This window comes from Sorangium sp. So ce887, from assembly GCF_051521455.1.
GTDB lineage: Bacteria > Myxococcota_A > Polyangia > Polyangiales > Polyangiaceae > Sorangium.
The window spans coordinates 11,606,024-11,622,970 of sequence record NZ_CP150354.1; the positions used below are offsets into that span (position 1 = coordinate 11,606,024).

11 protein-coding genes are annotated in these 16,947 nt (G+C 70.0%); 5 read left to right on the forward strand and 6 right to left on the reverse strand.

Going from position 1 to position 16,947, the window contains the following annotated elements; all coding sequences use genetic code 11:
* Positions 1-98: 98 nt before the first annotated feature.
* From WMF36_RS43450 to WMF36_RS43465, 4 genes are all read right to left on the reverse strand, one after another.
* Positions 99-1,046 carry an ABC transporter ATP-binding protein gene (locus WMF36_RS43450; protein ID WP_437576734.1) on the reverse strand — a complete coding sequence of 316 codons (948 nt, stop codon included), beginning with the start codon at positions 1,044-1,046 and terminating at the stop codon, positions 99-101.
* Positions 1,047-1,050: 4 nt separating this feature from the next.
* Complete coding sequence (gene sppA, locus WMF36_RS43455; protein WP_437576735.1) at positions 1,051-3,693, reverse strand: signal peptide peptidase SppA; 2,643 nt, start codon at positions 3,691-3,693, stop codon at positions 1,051-1,053.
* A complete protein-coding gene (locus tag WMF36_RS43460; RefSeq protein WP_437576736.1) occupies positions 3,690-4,187 on the reverse strand; it encodes a DUF2505 domain-containing protein in 498 nt (165 codons plus the stop codon). Before WMF36_RS43460 ends, sppA begins: the two co-directional genes overlap by 4 nt.
* A gap of 188 nt (positions 4,188-4,375) precedes the next feature.
* On the reverse strand, positions 4,376-5,236 hold the full coding sequence (locus tag WMF36_RS43465) for a hypothetical protein (protein ID WP_437576737.1): 861 nt from the start codon (positions 5,234-5,236) through the stop codon (positions 4,376-4,378).
* Between the two features lie 963 nt (positions 5,237-6,199).
* Here WMF36_RS43465 and WMF36_RS43470 point away from each other — a divergent pair.
* Positions 6,200-11,098: a toxin TcdB middle/N-terminal domain-containing protein gene (locus WMF36_RS43470; RefSeq protein ID WP_437576738.1), complete on the forward strand. Its 4,899-nt coding sequence runs from the start codon at positions 6,200-6,202 to the stop codon at positions 11,096-11,098.
* Between the two features lie 19 nt (positions 11,099-11,117).
* On the opposite strand, the gene WMF36_RS43475 is transcribed toward WMF36_RS43470, so the two are convergent.
* Complete coding sequence (locus tag WMF36_RS43475; protein WP_437573833.1) at positions 11,118-12,260, reverse strand: IS3 family transposase; 1,143 nt, start codon at positions 12,258-12,260, stop codon at positions 11,118-11,120.
* On the reverse strand, positions 12,260-12,619 hold the full coding sequence (locus tag WMF36_RS43480; protein ID WP_437573832.1) for a transposase: 360 nt from the start codon (positions 12,617-12,619) through the stop codon (positions 12,260-12,262). Before WMF36_RS43480 ends, WMF36_RS43475 begins: the two co-directional genes overlap by 1 nt.
* A 919-nt stretch (positions 12,620-13,538) precedes the next feature.
* On the opposite strand from WMF36_RS43480, the gene WMF36_RS43485 reads away from it, so the two are divergent.
* From WMF36_RS43485 to WMF36_RS43500, 4 genes are all read left to right on the forward strand, one after another.
* Positions 13,539-14,339 (forward strand): hypothetical protein, encoded by an 801-nt coding sequence (locus tag WMF36_RS43485; RefSeq protein WP_437576739.1) that lies wholly within the window; start codon positions 13,539-13,541, stop codon positions 14,337-14,339.
* Positions 14,340-14,397: 58 nt separating this feature from the next.
* On the forward strand, positions 14,398-14,802 hold the full coding sequence (locus tag WMF36_RS43490; protein ID WP_437576740.1) for a hypothetical protein: 405 nt from the start codon (positions 14,398-14,400) through the stop codon (positions 14,800-14,802).
* A 152-nt stretch (positions 14,803-14,954) separates the two neighbouring features.
* Entirely contained in the window at positions 14,955-15,347 is a 393-nt protein-coding gene (locus WMF36_RS43495) for a DUF4279 domain-containing protein (protein ID WP_437576741.1), read from the forward strand.
* Between the two features lie 374 nt (positions 15,348-15,721).
* Positions 15,722-16,939 (forward strand): outer membrane protein assembly factor BamB family protein, encoded by a 1,218-nt coding sequence (locus tag WMF36_RS43500; RefSeq protein WP_437576742.1) that lies wholly within the window; start codon positions 15,722-15,724, stop codon positions 16,937-16,939.
* The last annotated feature ends 8 nt before the right edge of the window (positions 16,940-16,947 follow it).

Here is a 16,947-nt window from a genome sequence, read left to right on the forward strand (position 1 = left end):
GTACTACGGCGCCCGGCGGGTGGCGAACAGGTGGCGACGCCGGCGCGCGGTCCTGGAGGCAGCGGCGCGCTGCCCGGAGGCAGCGGCGCGCGCGGCCCTCAGAAGAGGGGGGTGAGCTCGACGATCGCGGCGCGGCAGCGCGTGGCGGCCAGGACGAGGTCGCGGGTCGTCGCGCCCTCGGGCAGCGCGGCCGAGAAGCGCGCCGGCCCTCCCCGCAGCGCGATGCCCCGGGCGGCGAGCTCCTCGCGGAGGAGCTCCGCGTTGCTGCGGACGGTGAGGGTGTAGACGCGGCCCCCGGCGGCGATCTCCGCGAAGGAGCCCGAGAAGGCGAGCTCGCCGCCGGCGAGCACGAGCACGTCGGTGGCGCCGCGGACCAGGACGCCCCGCGGGCCCTCGACGTCGAGGCGCGCCGCCGTGAGCAGCGCGCCGCGGCCCTCGGTGGCGCCCGCGAGCGCGGCCAGGACGAAGCCGGCCGCGCCGTCGTCGAGGCCGACGAGCGGATCCTCGGCGATCAGCACGGCCGGCGCCGTCACGATCGCCTGGGCGAGGACGAGCGCGCGGCGCTCGGGCAGCGCCAGCGTCCGGAGCGTGCGCTTCCGGGCGGCCGCGAGGCCGACCCGCGCCAGGGCGGGCGGCGCCATCTCGGCGGCCGCGCGCGGCGAGGCCCCGGAGAGCCGCGCGCTCCAGGCGACGTAGGCGTCCGCGGTCCACGCGAGCGGCAGCGGCGGATCGAGCGGCGCCGCCCCGCTCGCGGCGCGGTGCGCGGAGCGCGCGACGTCGCGGCCCGCGACCTCGAGGCGCCCGGCGACGACGCGCGCCTCGCCGGGCGCCGCGTCGTCCGCCGCGTCGCCCGGCGCCGGCGCGCGGACGGCCGAGAACGGGATGCCGGTGAGCGCCGCGAAGAGCGCGCCGGTGTCGCCGGCGCAGAGCACGCGATCGCCGCGCGCCTCCGCGGTGAGCGCGTCGATCGCGACAACGTCGTCGACGGCGATGCGCGCGGCGCGGGCGTCGAGGAGCGGCGGGCCGGCGGCCTCGGCCTTCTCCATGGGCTCAGCGCTCCCCCTGCGCGCGCGGCGCGGGCCCTCGGGGCGCGTCCTCGCGGGCCGTGGTGGGGGCGCCGAACGAGATCTCCCCGGCGAACTCGCTGCGCGCGAGCGGCCTGTCGGCGCCGAACACGAGGAACGGCGTGAGGGCGCGCGCGGCGTCGAGCATCACGGGCGGGAGGGTCGCCGTCGCGAGCTCGCCCTGGGCCTGCGCCGAGAAGCCGACCAGGCTGAGGGCGTAGCCAAGGAGCGACGTGTCCTCCTCGGGGAGCGACAGGACGGGCGCGTCGTCGGGCAGCCGGCCCAGCCGGCGCGCCTCGGCGAGCGCCTCCCGGAGCCCGCCGATGCGATCGATGAGCCGGCGCTCCAGGGCCTGGGCGCCGGTCCACACGCGCCCGCGCGCGAGGGCGTCGACCTCGTCGGGCCGCATGCGCCGGCCCTCGGCGACGCGGGCGACGAACCGGTCGTAGAGCTGCTTGACCTTGATGCCGAGCTGCTCGCGCTCGTCGTCGGTGAACGGCCTGTAGAGCGACTCGGCGTCGGCGCGCGGCGCCGAGCGGAACGTCTCGAGGCTCACGCCGAGCTTCTGCAGCAGCCCGGTGACGTCGACCTTCCCGTAGAAGATGCCGATGGATCCGGTGATCGTGGAGCGGGTCGCGAAGAGGGTGCCGCCGGCGACGGACGCGTAGTAGCCGCCGCTCGCGGCCTGGGAGCCCATCGAGACGATGAGCGGCTTCACGCGCGCCGTGAGGATCGCCTCGCGGAGGATGACGTCCGCCGCGAGCGTCGACCCCCCGCCGGTCTCGACGCGGAGCACGACGGCGCGGACGTTGCGGTCCTCGCGCGCGCGGCGCAGCGCGCCCGCGACCGTGTACGAGCCCGCGAGCTTGACGCCGAGCAGCGGGATCGACCGGCTCTCGCCGTCGATCATGTCGCCGTCGAGGTAGACGAGCGCGATCTTGGGCGAGTAGCCCCAGCGCTCCGGCGCCTCGTCGCCCGGGTCATCGTCGACGACGCGGGAGGAGCGCCCCATCACCTCGTCGACGACGCGGCCGAGCTCGTCGTCGTAGGCGAGCATGTCGACGAGGCCGCTCTGCCGCGCCTCCTGCGCGAGGAACGGGCCGCGCGCGAGCCGCCGCTTGAGCTCCTCGACGGGGATGCGGCGCCCGGCGCTCACCTCGCCGAGGAAGGCGCCGGAGAGCTCGTCGATCAGCGCCTGGTGGTCGTCCTTGCCGACCTGGGTGCTGCCCTCGCGGGCGAACTGCTCGGCGGCGAGCTTGTGCGCGCCGATGCGGACGATGTCCGCCTGCACGCCGAGCTTCTTCAGGAGCCCGCCGAAGTAGAAGTAGCTCGACGAGATGCCGGAGAAGCGCAGGCCCCCCGCGGGGTTCATCGCGATGGCGTCGGCGTGCGAGCACACGTGGAGCGAGCGCCCGCCGGCGTCCTCGAGGTGGCAGAGGACCTTCTTGCCGTGGCTCCGCAGGTTGCGGATCGCGTCGGCGACCTCCTCGGCGTGGGCGAGCGAGCTGGCCGGCTCGGCGCGGAGCACGAGCGCGACCCCGGAGACCTCCGGGTCCTCGGCGAGGCGCCAGAGCTGCTGGAGGAACCGCGTGTGCCTGCGGACGCCCGGGGTCGAGTCGAGGCGGACGCGGACGACGCGGGCCGGCAGCTGGACGCCCGGCTCGGAGAAGCTGCGGAGCGCGACGCCTGTGTAGACGCCGGTGCCGTTCTTCGTGATGGCGTCGCCGAAGACCCCGCCGGCGGAGACCTGCAGCTCGCCGACGTTGACGTCGAGCCCGGCCATGGCCGCGATGTGCGGGCCGCCGTCGGCCGCGAGGTCGCGCAGCGTCACGTCGCCCCGGAGCGTGCCGACGTAGGGCACCCGCAGGCCGAGCGTGGCCCGCGGCGTCCAGGCGCCGCTCTCGTCGGGGTCGCTGTTCTCGACGTAGGCGGTCTCGAGGCCGATCTCGAGCGCGCGCCGGCCGCCCACGGGTCGCACGGCGACGCCGAGATCGTAGCTGCGCTCGATGGCCACGCGGAGGCGGCTCTCGGGGCGGTTCCAGTCCCGCGCGACGGCCGACAGCGAGAGCCAGGTGAAGGGCCGGAGGGTGACGCCGCTCGTGAGCGAGAAGTACCCGTCGAGCGCCGGCGCGTCGGAGCTGCCCCAGCCGAGCGTCGTCCCGAACGCGAAGCCCGGGCCGGTGTCGAGCGCGAGCCCCCAGCGGACCCAGCGCGCGGTGCTGTCGAGCGGCGCCGCCGCGGCCTCGGGCGGGTCGAGGAAGTCGAAGCGCAGGCCGGTCGACACGTACCAGAGCGGCACGCCGAGCGCGATCGAGTGGCCGCGCGCTGGCAGCGGCGAGGCCGAGCCCGTGGAGACCCAGGTCCACCGGAGCTCGGTGCCTGGCAGGAAGGAGAGGTTCGCGGGGTTCACCGCGATGGCCGAGGTGTCGTCGCTGCTGGCGACGGCCTTGCCCGGATCCGGGATCGGCTGCGAGGGCCCGTCGGTCGGCGCGGCGAGCGCGGCGGTCGGCGCGGTGAGCGCGGCGATCGCGCCGGCGAGCGCGGCGGTCGCGTACACGCCGAGGAGCGCGGCGGCGCGGGCGAAGGGGGCACGGCGGGCGGGGCTTTGGGGGCGGGGTAGGTCGTTCATGCGCTGACGAGCTCCCGGAGGGTATCCGCTTCGGCGTCGTACGTCCGCTGGACCTCGGCGAGGGCGAGGCGTTCGACGAGCGGGCCGAGCAGGCGCAGCCGGATCTCGATGTCGCCGTCGACGCGGCGGCGGGTGCGTCCCTCGGGCAGGCGCTCGAGCTGGTACGTGCCTGTGGAGCGGAAGTAGCTGCGCCACTGCTCCTTCGGGCTCACCTGCCAGGTGGAGGCGTGATCGGAGAGCCGGTAGGTCGAGCGCTCCTCCCAGGACATGGCGTCCTTGGCGACGGGATAGCCCTTGAAGATCGGCAGCGGCGCTCTCGCCTGGAAGCGGAGGATGCGGAGGAGCTCGCCGTTGTGGAGCGCGTGCTCGATCGTGACGACGCTCTCGATGGAGGCGACCTTCCTGGCCAGCCGCGGCCCGAGCTCCGGCGAGAGCACGGCGAGCTCGATGGCGTCGAGGGGCGCGTCGAGCTCGTGACAGATGGTGAAGTGCACGCGGGCCTTCTAGCACGCCCCCTTCGAGGACCGGGGGCGGGAGGACCGAGCGCGGGCGTGGGAGGATCGAGCGCGGGCGTGGGAGGATCGAGCGCGGGCGTGGGAGGATCGAGCGCGGGCGTGGGAGGATCGAGCGCGGGCGTGGGAGGATCGAGCGCGGGCGTGGGAGGATCGAGCGCGGGGCCCGGTTATGCTTCCGGGACCGGCTCCGGGACGGCGACGGGCGCGGTGGCCGTGGCTTTCCGGTGGGAGCGCCGCTTCACGCTCGCCCGATAGCGGGAGACGAACTTCGTTGCGAGCTTGGGCTGATCGCGAAAGGCATAGCGGCCGCCTTCGCGGATCTCCCTGGCGAGCTCGTCGGCGGCCCAGAACGTGCGGTTGCGGAGCTCCAGCGCCTGCGCGGCGCTCGCGTCCGAGGCCTCGTTGGCGGCGGCGTCCTCAAGGGCGTCGGCGAGCGCGCTGGCCCTCGCGAGATCCTTCTTCGTGATGTCGGTCACGCCGAGCGCGCCCTCGTGGTCGTCCCAGAAGTCGACGAGATCGCGGAGGTCCTGGATGATATCGGCCAGGCCGGAGCCCTCGGCGATGCGCGAGAGCTCGGCCTGGGCGGCGGCGTCGTTCCGGCAGCCCCAGCGGCCGCCGGCCACGAGCTTCGCGTCGAGCGTCTCGGCCTCATCGCGGAGCCTCCGCTGCGCGGACGTGAGCTTCACGGCGCCGCGCGCCTTCTGCCACGCCTTCTCGATCGCGCCGAGCCGCCGCGCGAAGCGCGCGAGGAGGTCCACCTTGTCGGCGGTGATACCGATCTTCGAGAGGCGCGCCTGCTGAGCGCGCGCGAGGCGCGAAAGCGAGGTGAGCTCGCGCTCCGCGACGCTCAGCGGGATATCGGGCGCGGACGCGTAGCCAGGGTCGAGCGCAAGGAGCGCCTCGTCGCTGGTGGGATCGGCGGCGTGTGCGGCAGGGCGTTTCGTCCTGGGGGCGGGCGTCTTCCTGGACGACCTGACCTTGGACGATGTGGGCTTGGACGAGTTCTTCACGGTGCGTTTCTGGGGCATGGGCTCCCTCCTGGTTGAGCGTGACCGGGTGATGGTCGCGAATGGGGAGGCGGTGTCAACAGCGTGCCGCGTGGGCCAGACGTCCGAATGCTGCTGCGATGAGGGTCGTGCGCAGCTCTCAGTAAAGAGACGGCCGATGATAGGAGAGTACGGCGACGCGCTTTTATTGCTCTCGTTCATTGCATGTTGACACGGCACGTCTCGCCGGAGAGCCCTGTGCGCCAGCGGGTGGAGGGGCGCTTCGCATCGGGGGCGTGCTGCAGAAGCAGGAGGCGGGGGGCGACGGGCTGCGCGTGGAGCTCGTGCGCAACGGGGAGCTGCCGCCGCTGTTCAACCACGTGTTCGGTCCGGACGAGCTCGGGCCGTGCGCGATCGGCGCGGGCGACTGCGGCGGCGCGCCGCTCACGACACACGTGCTCGCGGGCGATCGCCTCTACTTCCGGGTGAGCGCGACGCCCGAGATCGACCCGGAGAGGGCGGTGAACACGGCAGCCGACCTGCTGTCGTGGAGCCCGTCGATCACCTACGAGGTCGGCGAGGAGCTGCTCGGGCAGGTGGGGCCGGACGGGCGGCCGATCCATCGATTCGAGTACGCACAGGACCATCGCCTCGGAGGGCGTCCCGAGGTGCCGTGGGTCGCGTCCTCGGATGGCCTCGTGAGCATCACGGGCGATCTGGTGAAAGGGTCGACGAGCGATCAGCTGAGGGTGTCGATCGCGCGGGAGAGCGAGGGCGCGTTCTACAGCATCATGGATGAGGAGGTGGTGAGCGCGGACGCGGGGGTGCTGGCGCTCGCGGGACGGCTGCACAGCGATGCGAACGGCCTGGTTCCGGTCAAGGAGGGCGATCGGCTGTGGTTCCGGGTGAAGTCGGACGTGCCCGACGACCCGGCGCGCGTCGCATGGGCGCCGGCGGTGGAGTACCGCCGGGACGAGCTACGGGCTATCGGCGGCGCACGTGGAGATGCTCGACATCAATGGCGATGGGCTTGTCGACCAGGTGGCGCAGAGCCCCGAGAGCGGGCAGATGACGGTGGCGCTGAACCTCGGCTACCGGTTCACGGCGCCGGTGCCGTGGCAGCGGGACGCCTTCAACAAGGCCAGCTTCAACGCGGGCGCGCTGAACGATGCGCTCGGCGAGGTGCTGGGCTTCTTCTCGGACGCGGCGGACCCGGAGGCGGTGAGGCTGGAGGACACGGGCGCGCAGAGCATCGGGTTCGGGGTGAGCGCGAGCGTGGGCGCGGGGATCGGCTACACGCGCACGACGGCGCGCACGATCGTGGACTTCGTGGACGTGAACGGCGATGGGCTGCCGGACAAGGTGATGAAGGCGCCGGAAGAGGCGTTCTTCCGGGTGCAGCTGAACCTCGGCGCGCGGTTCGCGGCGGAGGAGCAATGGCCGGCCGGCGACTGGGGAGTGAACCTCGATCCGCTGGAGTACGCGTTCATGGGGAGCGGGGACGCGGTGGGCTTCCGGCGCTCGGAGAGCCACGACGGCAGCGTGTCGCTGCAGGTCTGTTACTTCGTCTGCGTCGGCGGGTCGGTGTACTACTCGGAGGGAACGGGCGCGTCGCACCTCGGGTTCGAGGACATCGACGGCGACGGGCTGGCCGACCACGTGCTGAAGCGGGACGGCGACAGCGCGGTGCGGACGCGGAGGAATGCCATCGGCAAGGCGAACCTGCTGTGGCGGGTGAACCGGCCGCTGGGCGGGAGCGTGGAGATCGACTACCGGCGCGAGGGCAACCTGGTGGTGCCGAGGGAGGTGGCCGGGAATGCGCCGGTGGACGAGAGCGACGGCCGCACGGCCGTTGTCGATATGCCGTCGAGCCAGTGGGTGCTGAGCGACGTGGTCGTGCGCGACGGGGTGGAGGGCGTGAGCGGCGCGCAGGGGGTGCACACGTACCGGACGCGGCTCGAGACCCACGGAGATGGGATCTATCACCGGGACGAGCGGATGGACCTCGGGTACCGGCGTGTCACGACGACGACCCTGGGCGAGGATGGGGATGGGGTCCCCGCGATGGCGGTCGAGGAGGTGGAGTACCGGAACGCGGACGTCTATCGGCGTGGGCTCGTGGCGCGCTCGGCCCTGCGCGACGGCGAGGGGATGCTCTACAGGGTGGAGGAGGTCGAGCACCTGCCGCCCGATCTGGCGCAGATTGCGGCGAACGGGTGGTTCTTCCCGAGGGAGACGGCGCGGACGAGCGCGTTCTACGAGGGGACCACGGACGACCCGGCGGCGGTTCACAAGAGCGCGCTGGAGACGCGGTTCTATGACGACGACGGCAACCTCACGGACGTGTTCTCCTTCGGCGAGGAGGGGAGCGCGGTGGACGATGTGCACCACCACATCGACTACGAGAAGGACGATGTGCCGTATTTCGTGAAGCCGAGCCTCGTGCGGACGACCGACGCGGAGGGCCGCGTGCTGCGCGAGCGCACGGCGACGTACTGGCCGGGAACGGGCGCGCTCGCGGCGCTCACGAACGTCATCGCCGGAGGCAAGCGGCCGGACGGCTCGCCGTATGCGGGCGACCAGGCGACCTGGCGCTTCAGCTTTGATGAGGTGGGCAACCTCGCGACCTTCACCGATCCGGCCAGCTACAAGCTGACCTACGGCTACGATGCGCTGACGCGCAGCTACCGCACGTGCGTGACCGACAGCTTCGGCTACCGCTCGATCAGCGTGCCCAACCCCCTGTTCGGCACGGTGGCGCAAGAGACGGATGTCAATGGGCACACGATGGTCCATCGGTACGACGCGTTCGGCCGGCTGATCGGGGTCTGGGGGCCGAACGATCTCACCGAGCCGCAGGCGCTTCCGGTCGGATGCACGCCGAGCAAGATCTGGAGCGAGGAAGACCTCGACGGAGAAGGCGAGCCGGCGGTCGGGTTCGAGTACGCGCTCCAGCCGGATCAGTCCGCCGCGCTGCCAGCGTGGGCGAGGACGAGCCACAAGGACGCGGAGCACGCGGGCGATCCGATCGTGACGGTGACGTTCGCGGACGGGCTCGGGCGGGTGATCCAGACCAAGAAGGACCAGGAGCGCGACACGGGTACGGGCACCGAGGTCGGGATGACGGTGAGCGGGGCGGTGCGGTTCGACGCGCTGGGCCGGGTGAAGGAGCAGGGACAGCCGGTGTTCAGCGTGGAGCCGGACACGGCGTTCACGGCCGTGGAGATGGTGCGGAGCACGCACTTCCAGCACGACGTGCTGTCGCGGACGCGGCTTGTCGAGATGCCGGACCCCAAGGCCACCGCGACGGCTGGGTATGCGCGGACGTGGGTCGAGCACGACCTTGTGCAGTTCGACGGGCAGCTGTTGTTCCAGGAGACGGTGATCGACGCGAACGGCAAGTCGCGTAACACTTACCGGGACGTGGGCGGGCGGATCGTGGCGGTGGAGGAGTGGAACACGATCGACGAGGTGGGGCAGCCGATCGTGACGCGGTACGAGCACAACCCGGTGGGCGAGCTGGTGCGGGTGACGGACGCGCGCAACAACGCGACCACGGCGACGTACGACACCGCGGGCCGGATGGTGGCGCTCGTGAGCCCGGACGCGGGGCGCACGGAGTGGCGGTACGACCTGGCCGGGAACCTCCGCGCGAAGCAGACGGCGGAGCTCGCGTTGCGCGGTCAGCTGATCCGGTACGAGTACAACCACAACCGGCTGTGGAAGATCGACTATCCGGTGACGCAGGACGTTGTGTACACGTACGGCGAGGCGGAGGAGGCCGGCGACGCGAACGGCAACCGCGCGGGGCGGATGAAGCAGGAGACGAGCGCGGCGGGGACGCGGAGCTACCGGTATGACCGGTTCGGCCATGTGGCGGAGCTCGTGGCGGAGTTCCCGCGGCTGCGCGAGCCGCACCGGGGGACGTACCAGGCGACGCTGAAGTACGTGTTCGATTCGCTGGGTCGGATGCAGGAGCTGCACTTCCCCGGTTCGGGCGAGGAGATCGTGCGCTACGGGTACGACCGCGGCGGCGCGGTGGTGTCGGTGGTCGGGGAGAACCAGAAGGTCAATCCGCAGCACCCGAATGAGCCGATGACGACGGAGTACCTGAGACACATCGGGTACGACGAGTTCGGTCAGCGGGTGCGCGTGGTGGCGGGTAACGGAATCGAGACGAAGTACCGGTACGAGGCATCGACGCGGCGGCTATCGGAGGTGGACGCGGACCACCGGACGCCGCAGATGCGGCAGATGGGGCGGCCGCCGAGGGCGTTCCAGCGGCTGCGGTACGACTATGATCTCGTGGGCAACGTGCTCGCGCTCGACAACGAGGCGCCGTTCGACGCGTCGCCGGGCGGAGCCGTGATGGTCGCGACGACGGAGCAGCGGTTCGCGTACGACGACCTCTACCAGCTGACCGAGGCGTCGGGGACCTACCAGGAGCGGGGGAACGAGCAGCAGGGGTACACGCTGGACATCGCGTATGACGTCCTCGGGAACGTGAGGAAGAAGGGGCAGGAGGTGGCTCGGTACGTGCCGAAGCACAATGCCCCGGGGGAATGGCAGAAGCAGGACCCGATCCGGGAGAGGACGTACCGCAACGAGTACCGCTACACCGGTCCGAGGCCGCACGCGGCGAACCAGGTGGACGAGTACGTGGTGGCCGAGACGTCGCCGCGGCTGCGGGAGCCGTTCTATGACGCGAATGGCAACCACAAGGAGTGGAAATACAGGGGTAACCTGCAGCGCACCCTGAGCTGGGACGAAGACAACCGGCTTGTGTCGGTGAGAGAGAACAACCAGGAGCTGTCGCGGGCGCTGTACGACGGCGCCGGGGAGCGACGGGCGCACCGGCACGGGGTGGCCGGCGAGGAGGAGACGGCGTACGTCGACCAGCACCTCGTGGTGCGCAACGGGGTGGTGGCGACAAAGCACCTGTTCGCGGGGGAGACGCGGCTCGCGAGCAACATCGACGCGGACTGGTTCCAGCGGCCGCCGGTGTTGTACTACCACCCGGACCACCTCGGCAGCACGCAGTACGTCACCGATCAGGACCAGCAGCTCAGCCAGCATGTCGAGTACCTGCCGAGCGGAGAGCTGTGGACCGACCAGACGGACTCGCAGTTCCAGAACCGGCAGCCGTACCTGTTCACCGGCAAGGAGCTCGACCTGTCGACCGGGCTCTACCACTATGGGGCGCGGAGCTACGAGCCGCGGCTCGGGGTGTGGATGAGTCCGGATCCGATCCTGGGCCCGTACATGCGGGGGGTGCCGAACGGCGGGGTGTACGATCCGATTCACCTGGGGCTGTACACGTACACGCGGAACAATCCGCTGAGGTTCGTCGACCCCACCGGGCTGGCCGAGGAATGTGTTGATGGCGGTTGTCAGTCGTTCGTGGGGGCTGTGGACAGCCCAGAGCAGAGCATCGCTCCGGATGATACGATGTGCGCCTCTGGAGTCTGCGTAGACGGAGGCCTCGCGGAGCGGCTCGCCTTCCACCAAGCGCAGGTTGCGAGAGAAGACCTGCCGCTGGAAGAGCCGGTGGTGGACCCGATGGATGCGGTGGTCATTGGGACGGCAGCCGTGACGCTGGTCAAGGCTGGGGGCAAGGCGATCTCCAAGCTGGCTGCGCGGAGGGCCGCCGCGAAAGCGGAAGCCTTGGCCGGGAGGGGGGGAAGCAAGACGGTGCAGGATTTCCTGCCTGAAGCTGTTAAGCGCCTGGAGGCGGCAAAGCTAAAGTATGGCGGCGAAGGCGTCGTCAACATGGCCAAGAAGGCCGATATCAAACAGATCGATCGGATCGTTCGAGAGATCGGGCTTTCCCCAGGCCAGCGAGAGATCCTCCATGAGGAGATGCGAGCGCTGAAGGGTGCCGACGGAGAATGCCAACAGGTTTGAGACAGGCCAGACGAGAATCCTATGAGTGGATCGCGCTGAGGGGCGGGTTCCGGCTCTGGGCAGCATCCGGTCGAGGTCGGAGCGGCCGCGGCACGGCGGTGGGCGTGGCGCCAGGTTCGGGCGCGGCGCTGGTCGTGCCCGTGTGCGTGGGCGCCGCGGCCTCTCCGGCAGCATCGTCAACGGACAGCGGGTTGATGGCTACCGAAGCGGGCGGCCTGCGCACGACGGGCGGCCCGTTCGGGAAGCGTTCCGGATGCGCGGCGTAGGCCGTGTCCAGGGCGACCTGGCGCCGAGCCGCGATATCTTCGACTCGGCCGTAGAATACATCAGCAGGTGTGAAGAGCGCAAGTCCAGAATGCTGATGAAGGTCGTTATACCAGCTGAAGAACTCCTGGCACCACGCTCGTGCATGAGCCAGCGAGGCAAAGCGGTCCGGATAGTCTGGCTGGTACTTGAGCGTCTTGAACTGCGACTCGGAGAAGGCGTTGTCGTCGCTGACGTGAGGCCGGCTGAAGCTACGAACGACGCCGAGCGAGCCGAGGAGCTGAGCGAGCCCCTCCGACCGCATCGCGGAGCCGCGGTCGGCGTGCACCGTGAGCGAGCCGGGCTCGACGCCGTGGCGGGCGACGGTCTCTGCGAAGAGGTGCTCGGCAAGCTCCGCGCTCTCGCGCTCGGCGAGCAGCCAGCCAACGGTCATGCGACTGAACAGGTCGAGGACGACATACAGGCAGTAGAAGACCCCAGGCAGCGACCCGCGCAACTTGGTGATGTCCCACGTCCAGATCTGGTTGGGAGCCGTGGCGGTAAGCGTTGGCTTGGCATGCGTCATCGGTCCACGCTGGGCGCGCCGCTCCCCGCTCTCGCCGGAGGCGGCGAGCAGCCGGTACATGGTGCGGATGGAGGCGAGGTAGACGCCGCGCGACAGCAGCGTCGCGTAGACCTCCGGCGGGGGCTGGTCGACGAACTCCTCGCTGTGCAGCACGTCGAGCACGGCTTGCCGCTCGGGGTCGCTGAGCCGGCGTGGGCTCGGAGCGGGCCCGGTCAGCGCGGACGGCTTCGCGGGCTGAGTCTGCCGGTAGAGCGTGGCGCGGCTGACGCCGAGTGCCGCACACGCCTGGGAGATGGGGACGTGCGGGTCATCGAGCTCTTCGATGACGTCCATCAGCGCTCTTCGTCGTTCGTGAGGTTGATGCCCAGAATGGCAGAGACTTTTTTTTGGAGGTCGATGAGCTTCTCAGCGAGCGCGAGCTTCTCCTCGAGCCGCGCCGAGCGCTTCTCGAGTTCGGCGATGCGCCGGTCCTTCGCGTCGTGCTTCGGCTTGCGGCCGGGCTTGCGCCCCGCGAGAGCCTCGCTGCCGTGGAGGGCGAGCTGCTTGCGCCAGGCCGTCAGGAGGGAGCTGTAGATGCCCTCGCGGCGCAGCAGCGCCTCGATGTCCCCGCGCTGGGTGCACGCGGCCGCCTCGCGAACGATGCGCAGCTTCTCCGCCGCCGAGAACTTCCGCCTCTTGCCCCGCTTCGGCACAGTCTCGACGGCGACGCCACTCGGGCGGGGAGCAGCGCCCTGCGCCGCTGGGGCGGGGGTAGGATCGACGGATCGGAGATGGGAAGGCTTCGGCACGAGTCAGGTCCATTCTCCGCCCTCTCACCACAGATTTCCAGGGGGAGCTTGTCTCACCCGACGTTGGCACAGAGGGCGATGGGTTGGGAGCCATCGACGACCTTCTGGAGTTGGCCCGCGAGATCAAAGTATCGTTCCCCAAGAATTAAGGCGTCAAATGATTGCACTCACAAATTCAATTCCGGTCGCAATTTCCGACAGACTTAACGCCGTGATAGGGCAGCGTTGCTGGTACGTCGGTGCGGGAGGACTGGTGGGGTCATCATTTTCGCTGGCGCTTGGCGCTCGGGTTCCGCGTGAGCTGCCTCTGCGAAATGCAGCAGAGTACGACGAGATAAAAATGTTCCAAGGGGAGTTTCGGTTTTTGATTTGGTGCTCATGGCGGTTGGACGGCGCCGTGTCACCTCTCTCAAGCAGTGATCAGGAAACCGAAGATATTGCTCGATCGCTTGAGTCTCTGCGGGGCCAAACGATCGTGCGAGCGACCTGTTACGCTCCGGCATGGGACCTTTGCTTGGAATTCTCCGACGACCTCCGTCTGGCAGTGTTCTGCGACCATCTCCCCGGAGATGCGAGCATCGAACAGAACTGGGAGCTTTGGTGCGGCAATGAAGCTTTACTGGTCGGACCAGGTTACTCTTGGTTGATACACAGAGAGGTGTGATGGCCGATGGATTCCCTTGTTGTTGTCATGGAAATTCGCATTTTCGCGGCTGCGGAAACCTGTTGGCGATCTGATGAAAGGGCCGACGAGTGAACGGCTGGCAATCTCGATCGCGCGGGAGAGCGAGGGCGCGCTCCACTGCGTCTGGGGGAGAAGGTTGTGAGCGCGTCCTTCTCGCTGCCGGAGGCGCTGCGGCGGGTGGAGCACCGGACGGTGCGGCTGAGCGGCGAGCTTGCGTCGCTCACGTTCAGCGCGGGAGACGAGGAGGAGCAGACGCTCAACAAGACGGACAGCAAGGGGCGTTCGCAAGGCTACCTGCGCACGAGCTTCAGCGCCGGGACGAGCTACGGGTTGTCGGCGGCGCACGTGGAGCTGCTCGACATCAATGGCGATGGGCTTGTCGACCAGGTGGCGCAGAGCCCCGAGAGCGGGCAGATGACGGTGGCGCTGAACCTCGGCTACCGGTTCACGGCGCCGGTGCCGTGGCAGCGGGACGCATTCAACAAGGCCAGCTTCAACGCGGGCGCGCTGAACGATGCGCTCGGCGAGGTGCTGGGCTTCTTCTCGGACGCGGCGGACCCGGAGGCGGTGAGGCTGGAGGACACGGGCGCGCAGAGCATCGGGTTCGGGGCGAGCGCGGGCGGCTCGAGCGGCGGGGTGAGCGCGAGCGTGGGCGCGGGGATCGGCTACACGCGCACGACGGCGCGCACGATCGTGGACTTCGTGGACGTGAACGGCGATGGGCTGCCGGACAAGGTGATGAAGGCGCCGGAAGAGGCGTTCTTCCGGGTGCAGCTGAACCTCGGCGCGCGGTTCGCGGCGGAGGAGCACTGGCCGGCCGGCGACTGGGGAGTGAACCTCGATCCGCTGGAGTACGCGTTCATGGGGCATCCGAGGCTCGCAAGCTCGGCACAAAGAATCCCGACATCGGCTTTGATAGCGCGGGTCGAGTGGTCCTGAGAAATCCAAAAACTGGTGATGAGGTTATTACAGATGTCCTCTTGGGGTCCTACATGCCATGAATCCGTCTATTCGTGTTGAAGGATATTGGGTAGCTAGCGGGATGAGGTTTTCGCCTGGTGCAGTTGAATGTGCTGCACAGGTCCCATTTTCGGAAAAAATCGAACCCGGTGAGATTGTCTCGCGCGGTCGTTATCGAGGAAGGCCATCGCTGGAAGGATGGGGAAAATACGACTTTTCTGTGCCACCAGACGATGCTGATCTTTTGTCATCTAAATCGGAATTCCTTGCCACGCTCGAGCGCTGCATACCGGTGTACAAGGCGGCCGGCGCACAGGAGATCGTTCTGCATTTTGATGTGTCCTATGCGGGGCAGTGCAATCTTCAGCTCACCGTTCCTCTGATCCGTAGGTTGGCTGAGCTCGGAGTCGATGTGACGATAACGTGCTTCGCGATTGAGTAGGCGATAGTCGCGCGTAGGGTGGAAACGGGCGGATGAAGTAGATGAAGCAGGAGACGAGCGCGGCGGGGACGCGGAGCTACCGGTATGACCGGTTCGGGCCCGGGAGATCCGACCGGAATAAACATCGAAAACATTATGCGGGGGGGTGAGTGATGTCGGTCCGTAATCATGCCCGCCTTAAGATCATCACCCGGTCGGTGGCGCCAGAGGAGGTTACCGCACGTTTGGGCTTGAATCCAGATCGCGTTCGGCGCGCGGGGCAGCCACGACCGCATACGACCATCATCGAGAACACGAATTGCTGGGAGCTTCACTCGGGGCTCCCCGAACATTGCGAGCTATCCGAGCATATTAGCGCGGTTCTCCGGAAGGTTGAGCGCTGCGCCAAGCAAATCGCTGAGATGGCTGAAGAGAACGAAGTGCTACTGTCCTGCATAGTGCACGCGCCGACCGAGCCTGCACTGGGGTTGAGCAAGAAAGTAATTCGCGATCTTGCCAATATCTGCGCTGAGGTGGACTTCGACCTCTATGTCGGAGAGGAATAGCCGCACGCGGCGAGCCAGGTGGACGAGCTCGTGGTGGCCGAAACGCAGCCTCGACTGAGGGAGCTGATCCACGACGCGAACGGCAACCACAAGGAGTGGAGATACTCGGGGTAGCCCGCAGCGCACGTTGCGCTGGGACGAGGACAGCCGGCTTGTGTCGATGAGAGAGAGCAACCAGGAGATGTCGCGGGCACTCTACGACGGCGCCGGCCTGCGCGAGGACGCCGCCGCCGCTCCGCGACGCCAAGGACGCGTGGAACCCGAGCGGGGGTAGCTCGCCGCACCCCTCGTGCGCTCGCGTCGCACCCGGCCGCCCCGACGCTTCCTTGCTCGGCCAACCGGAGCCGCGCTACGACCGCCGCAGGACACCTCGCATGCGACCCCCGCGCTCGCCCCGCGCCGCCGCCCGCGCCCGCGCGCTCGTCCTCGCGCCGGGCGTCGCGATCGCGGCCCTCTCCGGCGGCTGCGGCGGCGGACAGACGCAGGGCGAGGCCTTCGACCCGCGCTGGAAGGACGACGGCGGCGCCGGCATCGCGGCCTTCCAGCAGCGCTTCGCGGGCAGGCCCGTCCCCCTCGGCGCCGACGTGGCGGTCGGCGTCGTCGCGGGCTCAGGGGCGCGCCAGCTCGTCGGGGTGCCGCTCGGCGGCGGCCCGGCGTGGACCTTCGCGCACCCGCTCGACGCGCGGCCGGCCGTCGCGGGGAGCGTCGTCGTCGGGCTCGGCCAGGGCGAGCTGTTCGCGCTCGACGCGCGCACAGGCCGGCTGCTCTGGACGCGAAGGGCCGGCGGCAGGCTCCGCGGCGCGGGCGACGACGGAGAGACCACCGTGGTGTCGCTCGTGTCGACCACCGGCACCCTGAGCGTGGTGCTCGCCATCGGCCACGACGGGATGGTGCAGCGCCAGATCGAGGACTCCGCCACCATCGGCGTGCCGGCCGTCGTGGGGCGCTACGCGTTCCTGCCCTGGCAGGGGCGGTACGTCACCGTCTTCGACCTGCAGACGGGCGGCGAGGTGGCGCGGGCGCTCCTCCACAACGAGGTGAGCCGCGCCTTCCTGCTCGGCGGCGCCGTCTTCTTCGGCGGCGGCGCGGCGGCGACGCGCCTCGACGAGGCCATCGGGATCGGCGCGGCCGGGCGCGCGTCGACGGCGCGGCTGCCAGCGCGCGAGCTGCCCGGGGCGCCGGTCTGGATGACCGACGGGACCGAGGTGCTCGCGCCCATCGCCTCGGCCGAGGACAGGGCGCGGCTCTACGCCCGCCCCCGCGCATCCGGGCCGCCCGGCGTCGAGGCGGAGCGCTTCGCGGCGACGTACTACCGGGCCGCCGTCGGCCTCGACGCGCGCTCGGGCGAGCTCGCGTGGGCCCACGCGGGAGAGGCGGACTTCCTCGGCGGGGCGGCCTATGTCGGCGGCTTCGCGCTGTGCGACGCGCGCGGCGGGATCTCGTTCCTCGACGCGCAGCGCGGGGCCGTGGCGGGGCGCGCCTCGCTGGGCCGGCCGGTCCAGGCGTGCGTGGTGCAGGCCGACGGGCTCACCGCCGCGGCGCTCGCCGCGCAGCGCCCCGAGCGCCCCACGACCGCGGCCGACCCCCCGTGAAGCCGCCC

What these genes read in the sequence shown, in the direction of transcription:
- WMF36_RS43450 (WP_437576734.1), bottom strand. Translation starts at nt 1,046, where the DNA reads ATGGAGAAGGCCGAGGCCGCCGGCCCGCCGCTCCTCGACGCCCGCGCC.
- sppA (WP_437576735.1), bottom strand. Translation starts at nt 3,693, where the DNA reads ATGAACGACCTACCCCGCCCCCAAAGCCCCGCCCGCCGTGCCCCCTTC.
- WMF36_RS43465 (WP_437576737.1), bottom strand. Translation starts at nt 5,236, where the DNA reads ATGCCCCAGAAACGCACCGTGAAGAACTCGTCCAAGCCCACATCGTCC.
- WMF36_RS43470 (WP_437576738.1), top strand. Translation starts at nt 6,200, where the DNA reads ATGCTCGACATCAATGGCGATGGGCTTGTCGACCAGGTGGCGCAGAGC.
- WMF36_RS43475 (WP_437573833.1), bottom strand. Translation starts at nt 12,260, where the DNA reads ATGGACGTCATCGAAGAGCTCGATGACCCGCACGTCCCCATCTCCCAG.
- WMF36_RS43490 (WP_437576740.1), top strand. Translation starts at nt 14,398, where the DNA reads ATGAATCCGTCTATTCGTGTTGAAGGATATTGGGTAGCTAGCGGGATG.
- WMF36_RS43495 (WP_437576741.1), top strand. Translation starts at nt 14,955, where the DNA reads ATGTCGGTCCGTAATCATGCCCGCCTTAAGATCATCACCCGGTCGGTG.
- WMF36_RS43500 (WP_437576742.1), top strand. Translation starts at nt 15,722, where the DNA reads ATGCGACCCCCGCGCTCGCCCCGCGCCGCCGCCCGCGCCCGCGCGCTC.